The organism is Pseudoalteromonas sp. MMG013, assembly GCF_018100885.1.
Classification (GTDB): Bacteria; Pseudomonadota; Gammaproteobacteria; order Enterobacterales; family Alteromonadaceae; genus Pseudoalteromonas; species Pseudoalteromonas aurantia.
The window spans coordinates 284,572-308,881 of record NZ_JAGJEE010000004.1 but is presented as its reverse complement, the minus strand read 5'-3'; the positions used below and the strand labels follow the sequence as shown (position 1 = coordinate 308,881).

At 42.0% G+C, this 24,310-nt stretch carries 19 protein-coding genes and 1 riboswitch; of the genes, 10 read left to right on the top strand and 9 right to left on the bottom strand.

The genetic code is table 11. From position 1 onward, the window contains the following. Window positions 1–38: 38 nt before the first annotated feature. The 5 genes from J8L98_RS06525 to dapA form a co-directional block, all read right to left on the bottom strand. Window positions 39–1,064: a phospholipase A gene (locus J8L98_RS06525; protein WP_210995806.1), complete on the bottom strand. Its 1,026-nt coding sequence runs from the start codon at window positions 1,062–1,064 to the stop codon at window positions 39–41. Between the two features lie 199 nt (window positions 1,065–1,263). Further along, entirely contained in the window at window positions 1,264–2,376 is a 1,113-nt protein-coding gene (locus J8L98_RS06520; protein WP_210995786.1) for a succinylglutamate desuccinylase/aspartoacylase family protein, read from the bottom strand. A 9-nt stretch (window positions 2,377–2,385) separates the two neighbouring features. After that, window positions 2,386–3,591, bottom strand: coding sequence for a PLP-dependent decarboxylase (locus J8L98_RS06515; protein ID WP_210995785.1), 1,206 nt, complete (start codon window positions 3,589–3,591; stop codon window positions 2,386–2,388). After that, the gene (locus tag J8L98_RS06510; protein ID WP_210995784.1) at window positions 3,591–4,331 is read right to left on the bottom strand and encodes a 2,3,4,5-tetrahydropyridine-2,6-dicarboxylate N-succinyltransferase; all 741 of its coding nucleotides are present in this window, start codon (window positions 4,329–4,331) and stop codon (window positions 3,591–3,593) included. Before J8L98_RS06510 ends, J8L98_RS06515 begins: the two co-directional genes overlap by 1 nt. Window positions 4,332–4,341: 10 nt before the next feature. After that, on the bottom strand, window positions 4,342–5,226 hold the full coding sequence (dapA, locus tag J8L98_RS06505) for a 4-hydroxy-tetrahydrodipicolinate synthase (RefSeq protein ID WP_210995783.1): 885 nt from the start codon (window positions 5,224–5,226) through the stop codon (window positions 4,342–4,344). Window positions 5,227–5,338: 112 nt separating this feature from the next. Then, window positions 5,339–5,547, bottom strand: a riboswitch (Lysine riboswitch). A 150-nt stretch (window positions 5,548–5,697) separates the two neighbouring features. Between dapA and J8L98_RS06500 the strand changes: the two genes are divergently transcribed. Beyond that, a complete protein-coding gene (locus J8L98_RS06500) occupies window positions 5,698–7,410 on the top strand; it encodes a response regulator (protein WP_210995782.1) in 1,713 nt (570 codons plus the stop codon). Here J8L98_RS06500 and J8L98_RS06495 read toward each other — a convergent pair. Beyond that, on the bottom strand, window positions 7,404–8,018 hold the full coding sequence (locus tag J8L98_RS06495; protein ID WP_210995781.1) for a hypothetical protein: 615 nt from the start codon (window positions 8,016–8,018) through the stop codon (window positions 7,404–7,406). The two genes, J8L98_RS06500 and J8L98_RS06495, sit on opposite strands and share 7 nt — an antisense overlap. 140 nt (window positions 8,019–8,158) lie before the next feature. Beyond that, a complete protein-coding gene (locus J8L98_RS06490; protein ID WP_210995780.1) occupies window positions 8,159–9,049 on the bottom strand; it encodes a TraB/GumN family protein in 891 nt (296 codons plus the stop codon). Window positions 9,050–9,568: 519 nt separating this feature from the next. Here J8L98_RS06490 and ilvG point away from each other — a divergent pair. The 8 genes from ilvG to can all read left to right on the top strand — a co-directional run bounded on the left by ilvG (window position 9,569) and on the right by can (window position 18,948). Then, window positions 9,569–11,218, top strand: a complete 1,650-nt coding sequence (ilvG, locus tag J8L98_RS06485) for an acetolactate synthase 2 catalytic subunit (RefSeq protein ID WP_210995779.1) — start codon at window positions 9,569–9,571, stop codon at window positions 11,216–11,218. Beyond that, window positions 11,215–11,457: an acetolactate synthase 2 small subunit gene (ilvM, locus tag J8L98_RS06480; RefSeq protein ID WP_192508933.1), complete on the top strand. Its 243-nt coding sequence runs from the start codon at window positions 11,215–11,217 to the stop codon at window positions 11,455–11,457. Before ilvG ends, ilvM begins: the two co-directional genes overlap by 4 nt. A 34-nt stretch (window positions 11,458–11,491) precedes the next feature. Beyond that, complete coding sequence (locus J8L98_RS06475) at window positions 11,492–12,415, top strand: branched-chain amino acid transaminase (protein ID WP_192508932.1); 924 nt, start codon at window positions 11,492–11,494, stop codon at window positions 12,413–12,415. A gap of 99 nt (window positions 12,416–12,514) precedes the next feature. Then, complete coding sequence (gene ilvD / locus J8L98_RS06470) at window positions 12,515–14,371, top strand: dihydroxy-acid dehydratase (RefSeq protein WP_210995778.1); 1,857 nt, start codon at window positions 12,515–12,517, stop codon at window positions 14,369–14,371. A 2-nt stretch (window positions 14,372–14,373) separates the two neighbouring features. Further along, complete coding sequence (gene ilvA, locus J8L98_RS06465) at window positions 14,374–15,915, top strand: threonine ammonia-lyase, biosynthetic (RefSeq protein ID WP_210995777.1); 1,542 nt, start codon at window positions 14,374–14,376, stop codon at window positions 15,913–15,915. Between the two features lie 64 nt (window positions 15,916–15,979). Continuing rightward, the gene (locus J8L98_RS06460) at window positions 15,980–17,074 is read left to right on the top strand and encodes an ABC transporter substrate-binding protein (RefSeq protein WP_210995776.1); all 1,095 of its coding nucleotides are present in this window, start codon (window positions 15,980–15,982) and stop codon (window positions 17,072–17,074) included. 26 nt (window positions 17,075–17,100) lie between these two features. Next, on the top strand, window positions 17,101–18,279 hold the full coding sequence (locus J8L98_RS06455) for a methyltransferase (protein ID WP_210995775.1): 1,179 nt from the start codon (window positions 17,101–17,103) through the stop codon (window positions 18,277–18,279). A gap of 12 nt (window positions 18,280–18,291) precedes the next feature. Then, window positions 18,292–18,948: a carbonate dehydratase gene (gene can, locus J8L98_RS06450; RefSeq protein ID WP_192508927.1), complete on the top strand. Its 657-nt coding sequence runs from the start codon at window positions 18,292–18,294 to the stop codon at window positions 18,946–18,948. 1 nt (window position 18,949) lies between these two features. On the opposite strand, the gene J8L98_RS06445 is transcribed toward can, so the two are convergent. Continuing rightward, window positions 18,950–19,213 carry an accessory factor UbiK family protein gene (locus tag J8L98_RS06445; protein ID WP_192508926.1) on the bottom strand — a complete coding sequence of 88 codons (264 nt, stop codon included), beginning with the start codon at window positions 19,211–19,213 and terminating at the stop codon, window positions 18,950–18,952. A gap of 474 nt (window positions 19,214–19,687) precedes the next feature. On the opposite strand from J8L98_RS06445, the gene rep reads away from it, so the two are divergent. Further along, window positions 19,688–21,703 carry a DNA helicase Rep gene (gene rep / locus J8L98_RS06440; protein WP_210995774.1) on the top strand — a complete coding sequence of 672 codons (2,016 nt, stop codon included), beginning with the start codon at window positions 19,688–19,690 and terminating at the stop codon, window positions 21,701–21,703. On the opposite strand, the gene J8L98_RS06435 is transcribed toward rep, so the two are convergent. Continuing rightward, entirely contained in the window at window positions 21,692–24,268 is a 2,577-nt protein-coding gene (locus tag J8L98_RS06435; protein ID WP_210995773.1) for a diguanylate cyclase, read from the bottom strand. The two genes, rep and J8L98_RS06435, sit on opposite strands and share 12 nt — an antisense overlap. Window positions 24,269–24,310 lie beyond the last annotated feature (42 nt).

Here is a 24,310-nt window from a genome sequence, read left to right as displayed (position 1 = left end):
TTATATCGTGGGTCTATTTTCAGGGTAGAGCGTGGTATTTATAAAATATCGGTAAGCAGTATACCCACCCCAAATCGTTGAATGTCTGCGTTATAGTCAATCAAGCTTTCACCGTAGCCATTAAAGTATTGTGCGTAGCCTCGTAATTTTCCCCAGATAGGGAATGACCAGTCAATTTGTAGAGCGCCCCGATTGTCGCTGTTAAGGTTATTTCGCGCAGTAAAGCCAAATTCATGCTCTTTATATCTATACACCCCACTGAGCTCGAAGTAACCCATATATCTATGAATATCTGGATTGTCGTCTCCTTTGGCCGTTAGTACATCAGTTTTACGCTCTTCTGGCAGTCGATACCAAGGTTTGAAACTGAAGACAAAACCATTATTTTCCCATATGAAATTTGCATAAATACGGTTCCAAGAACGTGAGTTAGGTTGACTTCTACCATTAGATTGGTGAGAGATACCTAACACTATCGCCATTTCATCACCCCAAAGGACATTTTCATCATCTAGGAAGTTAACCCAGAATAGTTCTGGCTCATAATTGGTTTCACGAAACGGTGAAGAGATATCTTTGTTATAAAGCTGCCAGTAAGATTGTAAAGTGAAGCCCATATAAATGGCTTGGTCACTATCAGAAAAATCGCTATAAAGTGGTATTTTAAGAGACAGTTGATATTTCGCTTCAAAGTTATCAAGCGGCTCACCCGCTTCCGCATCAATATTCTTAAGACCATCGAAAGGGCGATTATTAGGGTTGCTTATGTAGGATACAGGCAAAATATAGTTACGGTGATGTGGTGTAAGTACATTACGGTTTTTTTCACCGACTCGCTCTCGCGCTACGCGCTTATCTAAAGAACTGAGCTGTCTTGCGGCATCCAGCTTAGCGCATCGAGTCCTCAGTTGCTCAATTGTTTGCTTTTTATCGCCACCAATAATTTCATTCAGAATGCATTGCTTAACTAGATCAATCTCATCGTTGTTTGCAGGTGTCTCAGCGAGAGTTGTAAATGAAAGCCCTGAAAGTAAAGTACCAAAAACAAGTGAACGCAGTTCCATAGTGTATTGTTTCATAGAATATTATTGAAGTGACAATTATACACCGCTTTATATTAAATGAGGATGAATAACTGCTGTTTAGGTTTGGGGTCAAATATGCTAGTTAGCGGATCTGAATGAAAAAAGGTTGGCGGCATCGCCGCCATTCCTTAGTAAGCAGGTTGATACCAGCTTACTCTCACGCAATATTGTGATTGAGCTATAGCTCAAAGTAATTAGTAAAGAACTTATACAACTCAGTTCCTTGGTTGACGCTTGCTGACGCAAAATGCAAGATAGCAATGGCATCTTTATCTAAAGTGATACTGTGCAAAGGTTGCTCCGACAGGTAACGCTCCATGCGCAAAATATGAGCGATTGTGTCACCTGCTTTTATATGGCTGCCCAGTGCCGCTGTGTATTCAACCATGCCACCCATTGGTGCATAGTAGGCTAGGTAATCTTGCAGCATACAACCGTAGCGGACCATTGCTTGTGGTTTAAATGGCGAGTTTAGCAACGCTTCTTTATAGCTTAAGTAGCTGAGTAGACTTGCTGCATCTGCTTTGGCTTCGGTTAAGTCAATTTTTTCTTGAGAGCCAAGTTCAACAGTGAATGCTTCAACTAAAACAGGTATATCTCGCCCCTGTTTTTTATAGGCTTCACTCAATGCCCACCACGGACAAAAACTGGCTTCATCAAGTGCACCATCAAAGTCGTTGGGAATGAGCAGCACATGGGGAATATTAAAGTAACTGGCACTCGCCTTGGCATATTCTGGGCAATATAGATGTTTAGATGAAATAGGCCCAGTGTGTAAGTCCAGTACAATGTCGGCTTCATGGGCTAAGCGTTGTAGGTTTAAAGCTATGCGTTTACCGGTATTTATACTGTATGCTGGCCCATCAAGCATAGCTTGTGTCGCTTGTACTAAAGCTGCTGAGAACTGGTTTTTAATTTCGCTTAAGGAGCTGTCGAGATGTTCAGCAACAAAGGTATCCACTAATGGTAGATGACTTTGATACATGCGATTCCAATTGGTGCCTGTAATTGGGTCAAAGCGGCCTAGCGTAAATTCCCCAGACTTTTGGTTACATCCAATAGGGTTGGCGTAAGGGACTAACGTAATATCACCAGCCAATGTCTGTTGTTGCAACTGTTCTAGTAATTGATAAATAACGGCATTGCCTTGCACTTCTGCACCATGCATATTGGCCTGAATATAGACGCGTGGGCCGGTGTCATTGCCTTTTAAACGATACACAGGAATCGTTAATGGTAGCCCGTTTGCTATTTCACCCACTTGAATATTTTCTTGCTTAATTGGGGTCATATTGGCTCCTTACCTTAAATAATCACTGGCATGCTGCATAGCTCTGACGTGGCATATTTTGCCGTGCTCAATCACATACTCAGCTGGTAATTCATGACATAAAAAGTAGGGCATACTTTCTGTAAAGCCATACGCGCCGCATTGGCTGAATACCAACCAGTCTTGCTCGTGTATATCTTTAGGTAACGTGTGATAGCCTAAATTATCTAAGGCCGTGCATAACGGGCCATGGAGCACATAGCTGCGAGATGCCGCGCTTGATTTACGTAGTAGTTCACAAGGGAATGCTTGGTTGGTCACTGCTGGACGCAACAGGTGATTAATACCACCCGACATAATAAGTTGATGCTCATCATAGTTTTGTTTTTGTTCGACGACAGGGTTGGCATAATGACCAAACTCTCCCACAGCATATCGACCAAGCTCCATCCACAGCTCTGTTACGCCAGCTGATGCCTTAATTTGTGCGAGTGCGTCAATCAAGGTTGGCCAAGTTAACTGAGCGTCATTTTCAGAGTAAGGGATCCCTAAGCCACCGCCTAAGTCTAATATGTCTAATTTGAAGCCCAAGTTATCGGCCAGAGCTTTTAGTGGCGGCACCATTTGCGTCCAAAGTTGCACGAGCTTCTCAGTACTTAACATGTTGCCCCATTGGAAAATGTGCAGGCCAACAAAATTCAGGGCTTGGTATTTACTTATTTGCAACGAGTGCCATTGTTCAACGCCTAATCCAAAAGGCGTTAGGCTATCACCACCAAGTGGGTTTTTCTCACCTTCAGGCCAGCGCAGCTGTACTCTAAGTAAAATACGCAGTTGAATATTTAATTCTTCAGCAGCATCATTAAGCCACTTAACTTGATTATGGCTTTCTGCCACAAAGGTACGTACCCCTTGTGACAGAAAGTGCTGGATCTGCCTTTTTGATTTGGCAGGACCCGTATTGAGCACTCGGCTTGCATCGATGTCTTGACGTAAAACTTGATCAAGTTCACCGCTACTGGCCACATCGAAATCAAACCCTGCTTTATCTAAGGTTTGGATCACCTTCGATAAAGGATTCGCTTTAACCGCGTACCATAGTTTCACAACAGATTGCTCTGTGAGTGGTTTTAGGTGTGACAGTAAGCCATCTAAGTCATAAACAAAAAACGGGGTATGCTCTTGTTCGGTTAACTTAGTAATGGTTTGACGCAATGGTGTGCTCAAAAAAGACATTATCGTAATACCTCTTCTAATTCTAAAGATGCGTCGCTTTGTTCATCACGATATTTTACGATAAGCGCACATGACATGCTTAAGCCTTGCTCACGGCCCCATTCACTTGATGACGGGCGAGAACCAGGAATAACAATGGCATTTTCTGGAATGGCTTCCCCTTTGTCTAACTGACGTTCGTTGATACAGTCATAGACAGGAATAGTTGCTGATAAACGTACGCCAGGTGCAAGTACAGCGCCTTTTTTCACAACAACGCCTTCAACGATAACGCAGCCAGCACCGATGAATGCATCGTCTTCAATAACAACTGGGCTTGCGCCAATTGGCTCAAGCACGCCACCTAGTTGCACTGCGGCACTTAAATGTACATTTTTACCTACTTGAGCACATGACCCTACTAATGCGTGGCTATCGACCATAGTACCTTCACCTATGTAGGCACCGATATTCACATATGCTGGTGGCATGATAATGGTACCCGATGCAACATGCGCACCACGGCGAACACTACTGCCACCAGGGACCATACGAACGCCTGCTTCAGCTGCAAACCCTTGTGGCGCTAAATTATGTTTATCAACAAAACCACCCGGGAATTCAATATTATTGCCATTTTTAAAAGCTTCTAAAATACCTTGCTTTACTTCGATATTAGCGTGCCAGTTGCCTTGTTCGTCTTGTGTCGCAGCACGTACACTGCCATTTTCTAAATTGTTTAATAGTTCTAACCAGCTCATAATAACTGCCTTAATTCCAAGATAAAATTGTGGTGTTTGCACGGTCAATTGCCTGAGTACACGGCAACTCTAGGTGCGTTAATGGAGGACGTAAATTAGGGGTACTAAGTTTGCCCTGTACATGCATTAATACTTTGACTGGAATGGGATTAGCCACTGAAAATAGGCTATTAACAGCATCAGTCCAAGTTGTAAACAAGTTAGGAAAAGTCCCCGCTAACGAGCGACGAACAAACTCAGCGGTTTGCTTTGGCCAGGCATTTGCGGCCACGGATACGAGTCCAGCAGCTCCGGCTTGAGCAAAATATGGCATGAGGCCGTCATCGCCACTAAAAATAGCGAGAGTTGGATTGGCTTTTCTGAAAGCTTCAAATACTCCAATATCACCGCTGGCCTCTTTGAGTGCCCATAAATTTTTATGGTGGGCTAGATTTTTTAGCACTTGGGGTTTGATGGATACCCCACTGCGTCCAGGTACGTTGTATAACATACAAGGTAAGTCAGTGGCGCTCAGCAGGGTGTCAAACCATTGTGTTTGGCCGACTACCCCAGGTTTTGTGTATAACGGAGAGCCAAGCAACAGTGCATGAATCGGCTGGGTATTACAAAACGCCACCCATTCAGATTGATCTTGCAAGTTCATGCCGCCCACAGCCACCATAATAGGGACGTCTAATTGCATGTTGCAAACAGTCTCGACAATGCACTTATGCTCAGCAGAGCTTAAGGCCAGCCCTTCACCAGTACTGCCAAGCAGGAGAATACCGTTATTTGCTTGCGCTTGTTCATTCACAAGCGAATGTAAAGTGTCATAGTCAACTTGGTTATTCGCATCAAAAGGCGTAACTAAGGCTGTCCACAACGGATAGTTGGATAAATCGTATTGTGATTTCATCTCTACCGAACTTATATCTTGTTCGGGGTCTGGAGTGAGTCCAAACTTCGAACAGTTAAAATTCGAAGAGCAATGGACTTAAAAATGACAAGGCGAGTGGCCTTATTATTTTAAGACCAGAAGCTCTCCACCAAACATATGTGCGTTGTTAATATGATTAACGCTGCAATTGGTGACAGTCGCTGGGATTCAACCCAGTCGCCCGAAATGTATACTGAGCAAATAGTATATATTTCTCGGCGTTAGTTCCCCCTCCTTGTGTGTCATGGGAGTTTGCTCTCCTCAACACAAGTACCTGAATAACGCACCTCTTCCAGCCCTAGGCCAACATATTACTCGGTGAGTTTACATTGACCCTCAAATAGGGTGAGCACGCATTGAAACACTTTAGCCATCTAGGTGTCAAGTGAGGTTATGTTAGTTTTCAATTTTTACACTACACTTTATGGCAAATAGGATGGATAAGTTAATATGCGTAATATCATTAAGTCTATGCGCAGCCGTTATTTTATCGCAGTGTTGGTAATGGGGGTATTAGTCACATTGGCGGCTGCGGCGATGCAATACCTTTTGCAGCAAAAACAAGAGGATGCGGAGCTTATTAATCGTGCAGGTATGCAACGTATGTTGGCACAGAAAATAGCGTTACACGTTAATCAAATTGTTTTTTATAAAAAAGAGCAAAAGCTCACCCAGACACTTTTTACAGAGTTGGATAAAAGTGTGCGCGTATTTTCGGCCAATCATCAGATGATCCTAGGTGAAAAAGAGGGGAAATATGTATTTTTGTCTGAAGCGTTAATGACATTGTATTTTGATGCGCCGGCTAATTTGAATAAACGGAGCCTAGACTTTTTAGCGTTATATGACTCTAAAACCTTCAGTCCAGAGGTGGCTATTAAGATGGCCAATGAAGCACAGGTATTACTATTTTATCAACAACAAGCTGTGCAACTTTTTGAGCAAGGTGCTAATCGTAAAGTGGCATTAACACGTTTGTTTGAATTTGTATTCTGGGTCAGTGCAATCGTTGTGCTTTGGTTAGAAGTGGTATTTATCTTTAAACCAATGGAGAAAAAGGTAAGGGATACAATCGATTCTCTTGAACTTCAAAAACAAGAAACGCAGCATGCCTTAACCATGAAAACGCACTTTCTTGCTCGTGCAAGTCATGAGTTAAGAACGCCTTTACAAGCTATTTTGGGTTTTTTAAACCTATACCGCCAAGATGGGGCGCAATCACAGCTGACACAAGTAGAGGTGTCGGCGAAGCAATTAGTTAACCAATTGAATGCAATTCAAGAGTTTAGTCGTTGGGAGCAAGGAGATATTCTAGTGTCGGTGGTGCCTGATGATCTTACTCAAACGCTGATGCAGGCGATTTCACCCCATGAATATGAAGCACAGCGGAAAAAGATAGCATTAGAGACCGAGTTTTCATTTTCTACATCATTGGTTATTGCTTGTGATCATGAACACCTGGCGTGGATCATTGGCCAATTAGTTGATAATGCGATTAAGTTCACCGAGCAAGGCAGTGTATTAATCGAGGTGTATTTAGATGAAGCTCAGACTTACTTGCAGATCGCCGTAAAAGATACCGGGTGTGGTTTTTCTGGTGTTTCGCCGCTTTCAAGCAATGTGACAGAGACACACTTTCAAGGTTTGCAGCTAGGCTTGGTACGGTGTAAATGGTTGTTAGATGCCATGGGCGGAGACATAGAATTTGAAAAGGGGCTACCTAGCGGTACCGTGGTACGGGTAAAAACTCCTATTTATCTCATGCACAGCCGACGAGAACAACATTGTCAACTAAGGCCTTTAACTGGTTTATTAGTGGAAGATAACCCATTAAATGCAAAGATAATTAAAAAAGTACTAGAGACATTTTCAATTACCGTGAAGCATGTTGAGCATGGATTGGCAGCTGTCGATGATTTGAGTACTCATCATTATGATGTGATTTTTATGGATTTAAATATGCCGGTGATGGATGGCTTTCAGGCCATTGAATATATTCGACAAACACTGGGCTTATCTGAACCCATCATTGTTGTGACCGCAAATAGTGAACCAGTAGAATTAAATCGGGCAAAAGCGCTGGGTGCTGACGTGACCATTCTGAAACCATTAAGGAAAGAGTCAGTACGCACAGCGCTTGAACATGTTGGGCTAATTCAATGACGTACTTTAATATTTCCAACCCCAACTTCAACCTCTAGGTTATATGCGCCTTTACCGTGATATATGGTCTCAGAGTGAATCACTTTTTTGTGATGCTGAACTTTGTTGATTAACCCAATTAAGCTGGTGTTGCCTACACCAGACTCTAAAGATACAGAGTTAAAATCAGATACGTTGGTATCAATGCGTACCTTGCCCACGCCAACCTCAACCTCTGCGGAATTGTCAAGATCTGCAATATCAACATTGCCTACGCCTATTTCGATATCTAAGCGAAAGGCAGTTGGTACTTTTACGTGCCAATGTTGTTGCAAGTTTTCCTCATCAATTGACAGTGACAATTTATTCTGGTTGCGTTGGCTTTTTAATTTTATATCAGATAGGTTGTTGGTGTGTGGGTACCAATTGCCGTGCTGTTGCGATTTTAAAACAACTGATACTTCAATCTGCTCACCATCATAGGCGATCATTTCTAAGTTACCGACCGGTACGTCAATTTCCAGCACTTGGCTGTCTTCAATTGCAAAATACTGTTTAATGATATGATTGTCAGCGGCGTTTGCCGTGTTGATGGCTGCTAAAAGCACTAAAAGTACAATCGTCTTCATGTTCTAAACCCCAATTTATGTATTTATAGGGTGTGACGTGAAATAAGCTGAAAAGGTTTAAATCAAAAGTTGGAGGCAGGCGCTTCACTATGCCAAATGTGGGAGCGTTCAGTACATTTGGCATAATAAAGGCGTGAGTCTTATTTTACTGAAATATTGGTAATGGCAAAACCGTGCTGTTGTAATTGCGCTATTAGGCCGTGTTTTTCTGGCAGGTGTAGGGCACCGACTGCGATAAATAAAGATTGTTTTGTCAGTTGCTTAGTTAACATATTTACCCAATTATTATTACGTTCAATGAGCATGACTTGCTCACTAAACCTTCCATAAGTACTGTCGTCAAAGCTTAAATTGTAGTATTTACTGAGTGTGGTCATATCACCTTGCTTCCAAGCGCGGATCAAATCTAAAAAGTAGTGCTCTATATCACCCATTTGTTTGAATGTTTCGGTTAACATACTGTCACCTTGTGCACTTAAGCGGTTAAACATGGCTAATTGTTGTTCCAGTGTCTCTAATTCAATGATGGGTTTTTGTTTCATGTTTGCATAGTTAAGCACCTGCTTATCAATGCCAAAATCATCTTTGAACCCTAATTTCTGGTATTCCATTTGTAATACTGTAACCATAACTGCCCAAGGTGCGTATTGATTAAATACTGCAATATCGATTTCTTTTTCGGCTAGATACGCTTTTAATTGGGCGTAATTTTTTTTACTCAGTTGATTCTTTAAGGTGTTAGGTGGGGTGAGTAGCATAAATGGTGCTGAGCGACGTTGTATTTCAAGGGGTGATAAGTTGTTAATATTGACTTCAACAATGACAGCACTGCTGGCATCAATCGCTGTAGTGACCATCTGATTAAGCCCCTTCATTGATTCATCACCTACATGTACAGTGCCCAATAAATAGGATGTGATCCCTGACTTTTCGATTTTGTATAACGCAGGTGTTGTATGCCCGTTGTGGCTAAATAGAAATAAAAAGCCGATGATGAAAATGACGATAAGGCGAGCAGTGTAGGTTGCCATGGTATTCCCTAGAATAGATTGTGATGTATCATCATAATCAAAATACCGAGTAGATCATAAAAGTTTCATATGATTTTTTTACAGGATGAAATGTGTTGTAAATAAAATATGAACACGTCAAAACAAAAAGAAATTGTAAAATTCAGGTTTTTTTATTTGAAATATTGCTTTGTGTGGATTGAAAAACCTTTGTAAAGTGTTTTTCATTGATATTAAGCATTGTTTTTATGGTTGACTTGGGTTGGGCTTCGGGTTACTAATAGAAAAAGAACAAGGCAAGTCGAGAAACAGCGATTTGTCGTTACGTAAATAATTTAATTTGGTGATATTCAGTATGCTAGCAAAAGTACTAACTCTAGTCGTGATTATAAACGTGGTAATTATTATTACCGCGGGGGCGAGTTAGTGCTTTAAAAAGCATCAACGAGAAGCCCCCCGCACTGAAAAGTTCGGGGGGCTTCTTGGTTTTAGGGCTAAATTTCTTAGTGATAATTTGAACGATTGGGAATGGGGAAAATAATGACAGGCGCACAATTACTTATCGACTTACTTGCCAAACACGGCGTTCAAGAAGTCTTTGGTTATCCCGGAGGGGCAATTATGCCCATCTACGACGCCCTTTATGGTGCGCCTGTGAAGCATTATTTGACGCGTCATGAGCAAGGTGCAGGTTTTGCGGCGGTTGGTTATGCACGTAGTACAGGGAAACTGGGAGTGTGTTTTGCAACATCAGGGCCTGGTGCCACCAATTTGATCACTGCATTGGCAGATGCAATGATGGATTCTGTACCTTTGCTTGCAATCACAGGCCAAGTGCCGACCGCAGCTATTGGCTCTGATGCTTTTCAAGAGATTGATGTTTTAGGTATGTCTTTATCATGCACGAAGCACAGTTATATGGTTGAGCGAGCTGAAGATTTAGCTGAAGTGCTACAAGAGGCTATGCATTTAGCCATGTCTGGTCGTCCGGGCCCAGTACTGGTGGATATTCCCAAAGATATCCAGCTTGCCTCGGCCCCTTTTCAGCCTTGGCTTGCGATGGAGGAGAAGTTACCAGAATTACTCAATAGTGAAGTACAAAAAGCGGAATTATTACTGTCTGAAGCTAAGCGTCCTATCGCCTATGTGGGTGGGGGTGTGCAAAGTGCTGGCGCGCAAGCCGAGTTGATGCAGTTTTTGAATAAAACTCAGATGCCAGCCGTCTCGACATTAAAGGCATTAGGAAGCGTTTTGCCTGAATATGAATACGATTTAGGTATGTTGGGTATGCATGGTGGTCAAGCCGCTAATATTGCGGTGCAAGAATGTGATTTGCTTGTATGTATCGGCGCGCGCTTTGACGATAGAGTGACCGGAAATCTAGCAAAATTTGCCGCTAAGGCAAAAGTTATTCATTTGGATATAGACCCTGCGGAAGTGGGTAAACGTAAGCCGGTAGCCGCTTCTTTGATAGCGGATCTTAAAGCCTCGATACCGGCACTTGGGTGCTTTGTCACTGATGAAGCATGGTTGAGGACAATAATACAGCTAAAGCAGCAACATGCTTGGCGTTATGACTACCCAGGTGAAAAAGTGTTTGCGCCGTATTTACTAAAAGAGCTCAGTAAGAAAATGCCAACTGATGGGGTGGTATGTTGTGACGTGGGTCAGCATCAAATGTGGGTTGCACAACATATGACGTTCAGTCACCCAAGCAATCACCTCAGCAGTGGTGGTGCTGGCACTATGGGCTTTGGCTTACCTGCGGCAATAGGTGCACAAATAGCGCGTCCACAGAATATGGTTGTGACCGTATCGGGTGATGGTTCTATCATGATGAACATTCAGGAACTTGCGACCATAAGACGCAATAATTTACCAGTGAAAATCGTTATTTTAGATAACCAACGTTTGGGTATGGTACGTCAGTGGCAGCAACTCTTTTTTGAAGGGCGTTACAGTGAGACTAATTTATCTGATAACCCTGATTTTGTGCAATTAGCGGCTGTATTTGGTATTCCAGGTCAAACAATTACTCATGCAGATGAAGTGGATAGTGCGATAGATGCGTTAGTTAATTCAACAGGGCCCTATATTGTACATGCATGTATAGACGATAAAGAAAATGTTTGGCCTTTGGTACCACCAGGGGCTGCTAATGATGAAATGATGACGGAGAAAGCGCAATGAAACATCAACTAACAATCTCAGTTAAAAATCAAGGCATTGCTGTCGAGCGTTTTCTCCGAGTTGCACGTCACAGAGGGTTTCGTTTGACTCAGTTAGAGATGGAGGGCCATGACGAATTATTTCACGTCAAAATGACAGTCGACAGTGATAAGCCGATCTATCTATTAACATCACAACTGAGTAAGCTGGTTGAAGTGCATACGGTTGATTTGCACTCATTACAGCAACAGGCAATTTAAAATTAATTATTAAGAAAAGAACAAGGTATTACAAATGACTAAAACTTCGGAATTGATTTGGCATAACGGCGAAATGATCCCTTACGAGCAAGCAACAACTCACGTACTTAGCCATGCATTACATTATGGTAGCTCGGTGTTTGAGGGAATACGTGCCTATGATACGCCGAATGGCCCGGCGATTTTTCGTTTAACGGATCATATTCAACGGTTATATGATTCAGCAAAAATTTATCGTATGGAAATTCCATTTACTGCTGAGCAGATCATTCAGGCGTGTAAAGATGCAGTGCGCGAGAATGGTTTTAAAGATGCTTATATCCGACCTTTTGCTTTTTTAGGGAATGTTGGTTTAGGGTTAAATCCGAAATCGCATTTAGCTGATGTCACTGTTGCTGCGATGCAGTGGGGCGCATATTTAGGTGATGACAGTTTAGCTGATGGCGTTGATGTGTGTATTTCATCTTGGAATCGTTTAGCACCAAATACTATGCCGACAGCGGCAAAGGCTGGTGGTAATTATTTGTCTTCACAATTGATTTCAGGTGAAGCCAAGCGCAATGGCTATGTTGAAGGTATTGCCCTCGATGTCAATGGTTGTTTAAGTGAAGGCGCGGGTGAGAATCTATTTGTTATTAAAAAAGGGATACTTTACACACCACCAACAACGGCGTGTATTTTACCAGGCTTAACGCGAGACACACTCATGGAACTAGCCCGAGCTAGGGGCTATGAAGTACGTGAAGAGTCTATAGCACGTGAAGCATTGTATTTAGCTGATGAGTTCTTTATGACGGGCACAGCTGCTGAAGTTGTGCCAGTTCGCAGCGTTGACCAGATCCAGGTGGGTAATGGTAAACGTGGTCCAATTACTGAAGAGTTGCAAAAAGCGTATTTCGATTTAGTAAAAGGACAAAGTGACGACACAAATGGTTGGTTAGAGTACGTCAATCAATAGTGAGAAGAGCGCTCAGCCACAGTAATGTGGCTGCATTGGGAATGAGGAAACGTCGTCGTTGTACATATAGTAACGGCGCACAACATTAAAGGGTTAAGCATGGCCAAGTTAAGAAGTAAAACTACCACCGAAGGCAGAAAACGCGCAGGCGCAAGGGCGCTTTGGCGTGCAACAGGCATGACAGACAGTGATTTTGAGAAGCCAATTGTTGCTGTCGTAAATTCTTACACGCAATTTGTTCCGGGCCATGTTCATCTCAATCAGCTCAGCGAATTGATGGCGGATACCATCCGTGATGCTGGGGGCGTCCCTCGCGAGTTTAATACCATAGCAATTGATGATGGTATCGCAATGGGCCATGGTGGCATGTTGTATTCTTTACCTTCACGCGATTTAATTGCTGACTCAGTAGAATATATGGTGAATGCACATTGTGCTGATGCCATGGTGTGTATTTCAAATTGCGACAAAATTACACCAGGAATGCTGTTGGCTGCACTGCGTTTGAATATACCTGTGATTTTTGTGTCGGGTGGCCCAATGGAAGCCGGAAAAACCCGCTTGGCCGATATTGATATCAAATTGGATTTGGTTGATGCCATGGTTAAAGGCGCAGATCCAACTGTGAGTGATGAAGACTCAGAGCAAGTTGAACGCTCAGCGTGTCCAACGTGTGGATCATGTTCGGGCATGTTTACGGCAAATTCAATGAATTGTCTACTAGAAGCGCTTGGACTGGCATTGCCGGGCAACGGTACAACGTTAGCGACACATAAAGATCGTCAACAATTATATGAAGCGGCAGGTAAGCGTATAGTTGCTCTGTGCAATGATTATTATCAAAAAGATAATGAAGCCGTGTTACCTCGAAATATCGCGAATAGAGCGGCCTTTATGAATGCGATGACCTTAGATATAGCAATGGGCGGGTCATCAAATACGGTATTACATTTATTGGCAGCAGCGCAAGAAGGTGGGGTTGATTTTGATATGAGCCATATCGATGAGCTCTCTCGCAAAACGCCATTTTTATGTAAAGTTGCGCCGGCAACTCAAGAATATCATATTGAAGATGTACACCGTGCTGGTGGCATGATGGGTATGTTGAATGAATTAGCCAAAGGTGATCGTTTAGATTTAACGGTAGGACATGTTGCGGGTGGCACTTTAGGTGATGTGATCACGCGGTGGGATGCAATGGATAGTAACAATGAAAAAGCACAACTATTTTTTCGAGCAGGCCCTGCCGGTATTCGAACCACGAAGGGGATGAGTCAAGCATATCGCTGGGATACGTTAGACACTGACCGTGAAAATGGTTGTATTCGTAGCATTGAACATGCGTTTCGACTCGATGGTGGTTTAGCGGTACTTTCTGGTAATTTAACACCTGATGGCTGTATTGTAAAAAGTGCCGGTGTTGTTGACGAGATGCTTGATTTTACAGGTCCAGCGGTTGTATTTGAATCTCAAGACGATGCGGTTGATAGCATTTTGGCTGGTGAGATTAAAAAAGGGGATGTGATAGTCATTCGTTATGAAGGACCTAAGGGGGGGCCTGGGATGCAAGAAATGTTGTATCCGACAAGCTATTTAAAATCAATGGGTTTAGATAGAGACTGTGCATTATTAACCGATGGTCGCTTTTCAGGTGGCACGTCTGGTTTATCTATTGGCCATGCTTCCCCTGAAGCGGCCAGTGGCGGCGCGTTAGCTCTGGTTGAAAATGGTGATTTGATCCATATTGATATCCATAATCGAGGTATTCATTTGTTACTTGACGAAACGCAAATGCAGGCTCGACGAGATAAGCAATTGGCACGTGGAAAAGATGCCTATAAACCATTGGATCGTCAACGAGTTGTGAGCCCTGCATTAAAAGCCTATGCGTTGTTAGCAACAAGTGCAGACAAAGGCGCTGTACGTGATTTAGCGAAGTTAGAGGAGTTAAGTTAACGATGGTTTCACAAGAGCTAGATTATTTTCGCGCTATTATTCAAGCTGATATGTCTCCACTAGTCAAGGTGACTGAATTAAGTGAAATGAGTGCACTCTCAGAACGTTTGGGGCAAAAAATCTGGCTCAAGCGTGAAGACCAACAACCGGTATACTCTTTTAAATTACGTGGTGCATATCACAAATTACAGCAATTACCTCTAGGTAGTCAGGTGGTTACAGCATCTGCTGGGAATCATGCCCAAGGTGTTGCATTAAGTGCCGCACACCTTGGACATCAAGCGTGTATTGTGATGCCAGTGACGACTCCTGAGATTAAGGTCAATGCAGTACGTAATTTAGGTGCGAAAGTGGTGTTACATGGCCATAACTTTGATGAAGCTCAAATGCATGCGCACATGCTAACAGAACAAGAACAAGCGGTATTTGTTCCCCCTTTTGATGATAAAGATGTGATTGTAGGACAAGGCACTGTTGCGCGAGAGTTAATGCAGCAATTAAATGAGTTAGATGCGGTATTTATTCCGGTTGGCGGCGGCGGCCTGTTGGCAGGTATGGCGGTGTACATCAAGTCGTTACGCCCTGATATTAAAGTCATTGGAGTTGAAGCGCAGGAAAGTGCATGTTTAAAAGCCGCTTTGGAGGCAGGTAAGCCAGTGACGTTATCGGAGGTGGGGAGTTTTGCCGATGGTGTGGCGGTGAAACTGATCGGCACCGAAACATTTCGATTGGCACAACAGTTTTGTGATGAAGTTATCACTGTGAGTGCTGATGAGATTTGTGCCGCGGTACAAGATATCTTTATTGCGACACGTGCAATAGCTGAGCCTTCGGGTGCATTGTCCGTCGCCGGCATAAAAAAATGGAGCGAGCAAAGTAATCGTGCAGGGCTAACCTTAGCAGCTGTTTTATCTGGCGCGAATTTGAATTTTGACAGATTACGATATATTGCAGAAAGAACTGCATTAGGCGCTAAAAATGAAGCGTTATTTGGGGTGACTATTGCGGAAGAAAAAGGCAGCTTCAAACAGTTTTGTCATGATCTAGAGGGTCGTGCTATCACTGAGTTTAACTATCGATATGCCGGTGAAGGAGAAGCGCAAATTTTTGTTGGTGTTGGATTACGCGGTGGACAAATTGAATTAGACGATCTTAAAGGGCGGCTTGAAAAGAAAGGTTATGCATTAGAAGATTTGTCAGATAATGAACTTGCTAAGCTGCATATACGTTACATGGTTGGTGGCAAGCCGCCTGTGTTATTGCAAGAGCGTTTATTGCGTTTCGAATTTCCTGAGTACCCTGGTGCACTGGCTCGTTTTTTAGATACATTGGGAGCGAACTGGAATATCACCTTGTTTCATTATAGAAACCATGGTGCCGCGGAGGGGAATGTACTGGCTGCTTTTGATATTGCACCGAATGCATATGAGCAGTTTGATAAACACCTCTCTCAACTTGGCTACTTGTATCAAGATGAGACGAATAACCCGTGTTTTAGCCAATATCTTCAAGCTTCGGTGGAAGAAGCGCGTAAGGTCGGGTAATTTGCAAAAAAGCTTTGCTTTTCTATAGTTAAACTTCGAGTTTATTGGGAAGAGTAAAAGATGTATGGCGAAAGTTTGGTTTACTTTGTCGTTTATTATTTTTTTTTGGACATCAGGTGCTAACGGACTTGAGCCTGTTGTTCTGCAGCTGAAGTGGACACATCAATTTCAGTTTGCTGGGTATTATATGGCAGCGGAGCAGGGGTTTTATAAAGAGGCTGGGTTGAAAGTGACCATTTTACCAGCCAACCCTAGTAACCCAGATACACATTTTAAAGTGCTTTCAGGTCAGGCTCAGTTTGGCGTTACTCATTCAGGCGTGTTAAAGGCCAAAATGGATGGTAAACCATTGGTTGCGTTAGCTGCTATATTTCAGTCATCACCTTACTGCTGGATGGTAAAAGAGAGTAGTAATATATATAAACCGGAAGACTTCTTAGGGAAAAAGGTCAGTCACTTAGGAAAAGAGGAAAGTGCAGAGCTTACTGTAATGCTCGAGCGTGTCGGTATTAACATTTCAGATTTGCCATTATACGCAGGATTAAATCCATTAGAGGATTTCAAGCGGGGAATGTTTGATGCAATTCAGGTTTACGTTACGAACGAGCCGTATAAAATGCTGCAGGAAGGTGTTAAGACACGACAAATTTGTCCTAAGCAATATGGGCTGAATGTGTATGGCGATATTCTTTTTACCAGTGAAAATATGCTGGCCCATAAGCCCGAGACGGTTGAGAAGTTTAAGCAGGCGAGTTTAAAAGGGTGGCGCTATGCATTACTGAATATGCAGCACAGCATAGAGGTGATCCATGAGAAGTATGCGCGGCATAAAACCAAAGAGCAGCTGAGCTTTGAAGCGGATGAGCTTGCGACTTATATTACGCATTCCGGAGGCGCTATTGGCAGCATGTCTGAAACACGTTGGCAATGGATCGCACAATTATACAACTTGGATTTGTCTCAGTGGCGGAAGATTAAACCCACTTTTTTATATCAACATAAGCATGATACTACCGATTCATCATGGTCTTGGATGTTAGTGTTAGCTTGTGTATTGACCTTACTATCAATACCCATGTACGGTTATTTGATGTTATTTCATAAACGAAAATATCGCATACAACAATTATCCTATCGTGATAAAAACACGCTAGAATAGCGTTTTATTTTGAAATGTATGTATTCATGTCTTTGCTTAATCAATTTCAACAACTCGATACGTGCTTATCCAACACACGAGATTACTGGCAACGTGTCGCATTTGATTATTTAACACTACCATTTACAGATGAGCTAAATCATTTTTTATTAAGCTTGGATGATAGTGAGGTGGCGGTGTTGGATGCTGATCAAAATCGTTTATATGATGTGTTTTCTGAGTATATTCCACACCTGAGTGAGCTTGCTTCATTAACAGCATTACCGTACACAGAAAGGCCCCGAGAAAGCGTGCCTTTTTGGTTAAGCAATGGGATAAAAGGTCGTAAATTAATTCAGTTACAAGATTTCGTGAGCCATGTGCCTGAGCAGCAATTACCTGTATTGGAGTGGTGCGCGGGTAAAGGACACTTGGGAAGACTCATGGCACATTTAGGTGCGCCCGAAGTACATGCTATTGAGTTACAAGCTGGGCTATGTGAACAAGGTATCCACAGTGCCAAGCAACAAGCACTTAATGTCACCTTTAGTTGCGCAAATGTTTTAACCGACAATACGGTGCAGTATTTTAAAGCGCAGCAGCACGCAATAGCATTACATGCATGTGGTGCACTGCATCAGACCTTCATACGTCGTGCAGCAGCAGGGCACTGTCAAAAAATTAGCTTATCACCGTGTTGTTACCATTTATTTACTGAGCCAACATATCAACCAATGAGTGAGGAAGTAAAACACAGTAAATTAACTTTAAGCCACAGTGATATGAAATTAGCATTACAAGAAACGGTCACCGCACCAGATCGGATAGCCGTCGTTAGACGTAAAGAAGTGACGTGGCGTTTGGGGTTTGATGCATTACGCCGAGAATGTACTGATTCTGAGGTATATATAAGTGTTCCCTCGGTAAATAAAAGCATATTCTCAGGAGAGTTTTCCGATTTTTGCCAATGGGCTGCAATGCAAAAAAATATTAACTTACCAGCCGAAGTTAATTATGATGAATATTTACTTCAAGGCCAAAAACGAAAACGTATAACAGATAGAATTGAGCTGGTACGACATGTTTTTCGACGGGCATTGGAGATCTGGTTGGTCCTCGATAGGGGTTTATATTTACAATCAGCTGGGTATGATGTCACTCTTAGTGAGTTTTGTGAAAAGCAGCTCACACCAAGGAACATATTAATACACGCTACCCGAAAATAGAGGACTCCTGCGATGTGTACGCTCGAACACTTATTAGATAATAACCAACAATGGGCAGAGCGCGAACAAGCGCGAGATCCTGATTTTTTCAAAAAGTTACTTGGTCAACAAGAACCTGAATATCTATGGATCGGGTGTTCCGATTCTCGAGTACCGGCGAATGAAATTGTTGATTTAATGCCAGGTGAGCTCTTTGTGCACCGTAACGTTGCAAATGTGGTGGTACATACTGATCACAATTGCTTGTCGGTCATGCAGTATGCGGTTGAAGTACTAAAAGTAAAACACATTATGGTAGTCGGCCATTATGGCTGTGGTGGTGTACAAGCGGTATTGGATGAAGCGCGTTTTGGACTTATTGATAACTGGCTGCGTCATGTCTCAGATATAAAAGAAAAGCATCAACATATTATTGATAATATTGCGCAAGATAAGCAGTGTGACGCATTATGCGAGCTTAATGTTATTGATCAAGTTCGTAATGTTTGTCAAACCAACATTGTTCAAGATGCTTGGCGCAGAGGGCAAAGTTTAACGATTCATGGTTGGGTGTATGGACTAGCGGATGGATTATTGCATGAATTAAATGCCAGAGCTGGGCAACCAGAGCAAATAAATAGCCAATATGCTCTGGCTGTTACACAAGTAAAGGAACGTTACGCAAATTAATTTATTCTGCGTGTTTGTCGCTGTCTAGCTGTGCTTCTATTTCAGCGACTTTAGCTTCTAATTCGGCGAGCTTTTCACGTGTTCTGATGAGTACTTTACTTTGAATATCAAACTCCTCTCTACTGACAAAGTCCATCTCAGCAAGTTTATTTTGGATAGCTTGCTTCGTTTTTGACTCGAACGTATCTGCCAGATTTTTAACGCCTTGAGGCATGTTACTCGATATTTGTTTGGCAATTTCTTCAATTTTTGCTGGATTGATCATCTTTTTGGCCTATAAAAAGTTGCTTGTACGCATATTAGCAAATGTTCGTAAAACAACATAGCAAAGAGAAGTGTTGGGTGTACTTTACGATAAAGAAAAGAAACACCAAGAATAAGATCGCTTGCCTCGTTAAGTAAACGGCACTTTTGTTGATTGGTTTAATTAACCTCAGCTCAAGCTAAGCGAATTTGCCCAATAAAGCTATTTTTCTCACTCTCGGCGTTGCTTTCATTTGTAATAGCCCGCTATTACTGCATAAAAGCGCCTTGATATTGAACAAAATATCATCATTGGATTGTACGTAAATTTGTTTTCAAAACATTTTCTATTCCAAAACCCTTATCCAAACCTGAGGTTAATTATAGAAAGGGCGCAAAGCTCATTTCATCACCTTCGTGAATTAATTGGTGGCTAGGCGCATGAGACGCTTTACGTTAAAATATGACTATTAATCGTATTTAAATAAGCACAGTAATGAAACTGAACCCAAAACAAGATGAAGCAGTAAAGTATATTAGTGGACCATGCTTGGTCTTGGCGGGGGCAGGCTCTGGGAAAACACGTGTTATTACGAATAAAATAGCCTATTTGGTGCAAGAGTGTGAGTATCAGGCAAAAAATATAGCCGCTGTGACATTTACGAATAAAGCCGCTAAGGAAATGCGTGAGCGGGTACTGCAAACATTGGGTAAAAAAGAATCAAAAGGATTATGGGTCTCTACGTTCCACACACTTGGCTTAGAAGTGATAAAAAAAGAGCTTAAAACGTTAGGCTATAAGCCGGGCTTTTCATTATTGGATGATCAAGACACGAACCAACTATTGAGTGAGCTAACAGAGAAAGAGTTAGAAAAAGATAAAGATTTATTGAATTTGCTTAAAATGCAGATTGGTAATTGGAAGAACGAACTCATCTTACCGCAACGGGCAATACAAGAAGCCCGGGAACCGCAAAAAGCGCTCTTTGCTCAGCTATATGCGCGATATCAAATTCAATTACGTGCCTATAATGCGCTAGATTTCGATGATTTAATCATGATCCCAACATTATTATTGGGGCAAAACTCGACGGTAAGAGAGCGATGGCAGAGTCGTTTTCGCTACTTACTGGTTGATGAATATCAAGATACCAATACCAGTCAATATCAATTAGTAAAGTTGTTAGTAGGTGAACGAGCTCGGTTTACTGTGGTAGGCGATGATGATCAATCTATTTATTCATGGCGAGGTGCTAAACCCCAAAATTTAGTGTTGTTATCGAAAGACTACCCAGGGTTACGATTGATCAAGCTTGAGCAAAACTACCGCAGTGTGAAACGTGTTCTAAAAGCAGCAAATATTTTGATTGCGAATAACCCGCATGAGTTTGATAAAAAATTATTTAGCGAACTTGATACGGGAGAACCCATTCGCGTGATTGCGACCAGAGATGAGGAGCATGAAGCAGAAAGGGTTGTTGCTGAAATTATTTCTCATAAGTTTATGAAGCGAACAAGTTATCGTGACTATGCAATATTGTATCGTGGAAATCATCAAGCGCGAGTGTTTGAAAAATCACTGATGAGTAACAGGATCCCTTATAAAATAAGTGGTGGTATGTCATTTTTCTCACGAAGTGAGATAAAAGATATTATGGCGTACCTTAGGTTATTGGTTAATCAGGATGACGATAATGCATTTTTACGTGTGGTCAATACACCACGCAGAGAAATAGGGCCGGTGACATTAGAGAAATTAGGCAGTCTAGCGAATGAACGCCATATTGGACTCTTCGCAGCGTGTTTTGAGCAAGAGCTTACTCATCGCTTGGCGGGACGCGGATACAATGCATTAATGGGGTTTGCGCGTTGGGTTGTGGAATTGTCAGATAGGGCTGTCCGTGGTGATACCTTAGAGGCGGTAAAAGACATGGTACGTGAGATCAACTATGAAGCCTATTTGTATGAATCTTCACCGAGTGCCAAAGCCGCCGAGATGCGTATGAAAAATGTCTCTGAACTCTATAAATGGATCACTGACATGCTGACAGGGGATGCTGATAATCCACCTATGACCTTACCTGAAGTTGTGAGCAAATTGACATTACGAGATATGTTGGAACGTAATGAAGAAGAAGATGACAGTGATGCTGTGCAGTTATTAACTTTACACGCATCAAAGGGTCTCGAATACCCCCATGTGTTTATGGTGGGTATGGAAGAAGGGTTTCTACCGCATCAGACCAGTATCGATGAAGAAAATGTTGAAGAAGAAAGACGTTTGGCCTACGTGGGGATCACGCGTGCGCAAGAAACATTAACGCTCACTTATGCAAAGAATCGTCGGCAATTTGGGGATGTTTCAACGCCGGAATTAAGTCGCTTCGTACTCGAGCTGCCACAAGATGATTTACACTATGAAGGTAAGAAAAAAACCGTGGCTTCGCAAAATGAGCGGATGGAACAAGGTCAAGCTAGGGTTGCTAATTTACGTGCGATGCTAAAACGTTAGTGTCTCTGGCTCAGTCGGTATTGGTGGTGTTTGCCGCACATCAATAGCAGCTTTTTCAATATGATGTTGCTTACCAAAAAAGCGAGTTAAACCATGACTTTCAAGTAAACTTCTGAAGTTTAGTATGGCGGGTCCTTTTGCAATCACCTGCATATTCTGCAATTGTGTCACAGCAAGGATCCCCTTTAATTGTGCTTCATAACTGGTTTGCTGGAGAACCCTTTTACTAAACGTCGAGCTAAGTAAAACATAGGTGAAATTGATTTGGCTCAATAAAGTGAGATCACACCGATCTTTGGCAAAATCATTGATCCCGATGATGTAACCTAAATGAGTTAACTCGCAGAGGTTGTCTTGTTGCTGATTGGAGGCATAACGAATTTCAGTTTCATCAAATATGAGGCATAAAGAATGGGTATGTTGTGCCAGTCGTTGGCATAGCTGAGCAAAGACTTGTTGATCCAATAAAATAGTAGAGCACGCAAAAAGTACATCTTGCTTGGTATCACGAGCAAGCTCTAATGCTTGAGTAAGCAGCAATAGTTCAATATCCACATGCTCTGCTTTTTCCGCTGCAAACTTTTTCAATATATCAAAACTGGTACTGCCTAATACAGGGTGTTCACCAAAAGCTTCAAGCATAGAAATATCATTGTTTGAGAGACTTAAGTCAATTATATCAGTCCCTCTAAAATGGCTCGGTAATGCACTCAAATGGTGATACTCTGCCGTTTTATGGTTGCCAGTCGCAGCGGTTAATAATGGATGATAAAACTCATACCGACCACGACCTGCATTTTTAGCATAGTACATAGCGGCGTCAGCATCGCGAATAATTTCGTCAGTATTTTGGTAATGTTTATTACTGTATGTGATACCAATGCTTGCCCCACTTTGCATACATACACCTTTCATACAGAAAGGTTGTTGCATAACTTTAATGATACGCTTTGCAACGTCTTCCGCTTGCTGGCGATCACTTAAGTGATCTAATAAAATAACAAATTCATCACCCGCTAGCCTTGCCAATAAGTCGTGTTCTCGAATGCACTCTAAAAATGCTTGTGCGACCCAAATCAAAAACTGATCACCGGCTTGGTGACCAAGTTCGTCATTGATCAATTTAAATTTATCAAGATCGATAAATAATACAGCGAAATTATGCTCAGGGTGACGCTGGAACTTTTGCAAGGTTTTTTCTAGTTGTGTTAAGAATAAACTGCGATTGGGTAAGCTGGTTAATGCATCGTGGTGCGCGTCGTGGTATAGCTGTTGCTCTATTTTTTTTCGCTCATCAATTTGCATTTGTAAATGTAAATTACTTTGCTGTAAGGCTTTGGTTTTTTCTGCAACACGGTGCTCTAATTGCAAGTGACTTGCTTTGAGCGCTTGATTAGCCAAATGAGTTTGTAGTACGGATGCAATTTGATTGGAAACAAATGAAATAAGTTCAATATCATCGTGGTTAAATTCATACTTATGATCATATGCCTGACAAGCAATTAAACCAATCACGCCATGTGCTGTTTTTAATGGGGCTCCCATCCAACTGGTAGCGAGTCTTTGCTGGTGATAATGACGAGTTCTAACCACAATACTACTATCAATTAAGGTTTTGGCTCTTTCAATATCAATTAGTTGGCTTTGCTCGGTACTTATTACCAGTTCACTGTAGCCTTTTGCAAATGGTCGAGGTTTGTAATGTGATACTTCGTCAACACAATATGGGAAGCTTAACCATCCGGTATTTTTGTCATAAAGGGCGATGAATAAGTTATCAGCAAAGGTAATAGAACGAATAATGTCATGAACTTGCTGATATACGTCGTCTATATCATTAAACTGTGTTGCAAGCTCAGATATTTTAAAGAGGATCTGTTGGCGTTCTAAAGCGCGTTTTCTTTGCTCGATTTCTTTATTTAATGCGTCATTACTTTGCATTAAAGCACGCGTACGAATTTTTACTTCGGACTCTAATAGCTCTCGCTTTTTCACTCGCTCAATAGCGGTTGCTAAATAAAGAGACATAACTTCAAGTAGTTCAATTTGTTGTTCGGTGTAGTGCTGGTCTTTTTGATAACTTTGCGAGACCATGACGCCGATAATCGTCTTGTCACGATAAATTGGCACACCAACCCAATGTTCTGCTGGACTGCCTAGTGCTCTGAATACCCCATCACGAGCTTGCTCTGTCATTTGAGACTGCGTCAGGTAGAGGGTTTTTCCTGTACGGAAAACATGGCCTGTGATCCCATCAGAAAAATGATGTGCGTGATGGAGAGGCACTGCGATGCCATCTTTTTCATCTATGAAATAAGATAATTCAAGCTCTTGGGAAAACTGATTTTGTAAAACAACATAAAAACTTTTACAGGGAAGGTGTTGGACTAAAATGTCATGAATTGCGGGGTACAACAATGTCAGCTCTGCAACCGTACTTGCTTGCTCAGATAACAAAATAAGAGCATGTTGTAAGTGGTTGTTTTGTTTGTGTTTTTTTAACAGGACCTCGAGTTTTTTATTTCTTCGAATGGTCTTGCGCAGTAGAGCTGCGGGATCTTCCAATGATTTAACCCAAAATTATTATTATTTGAACAATTATTAATC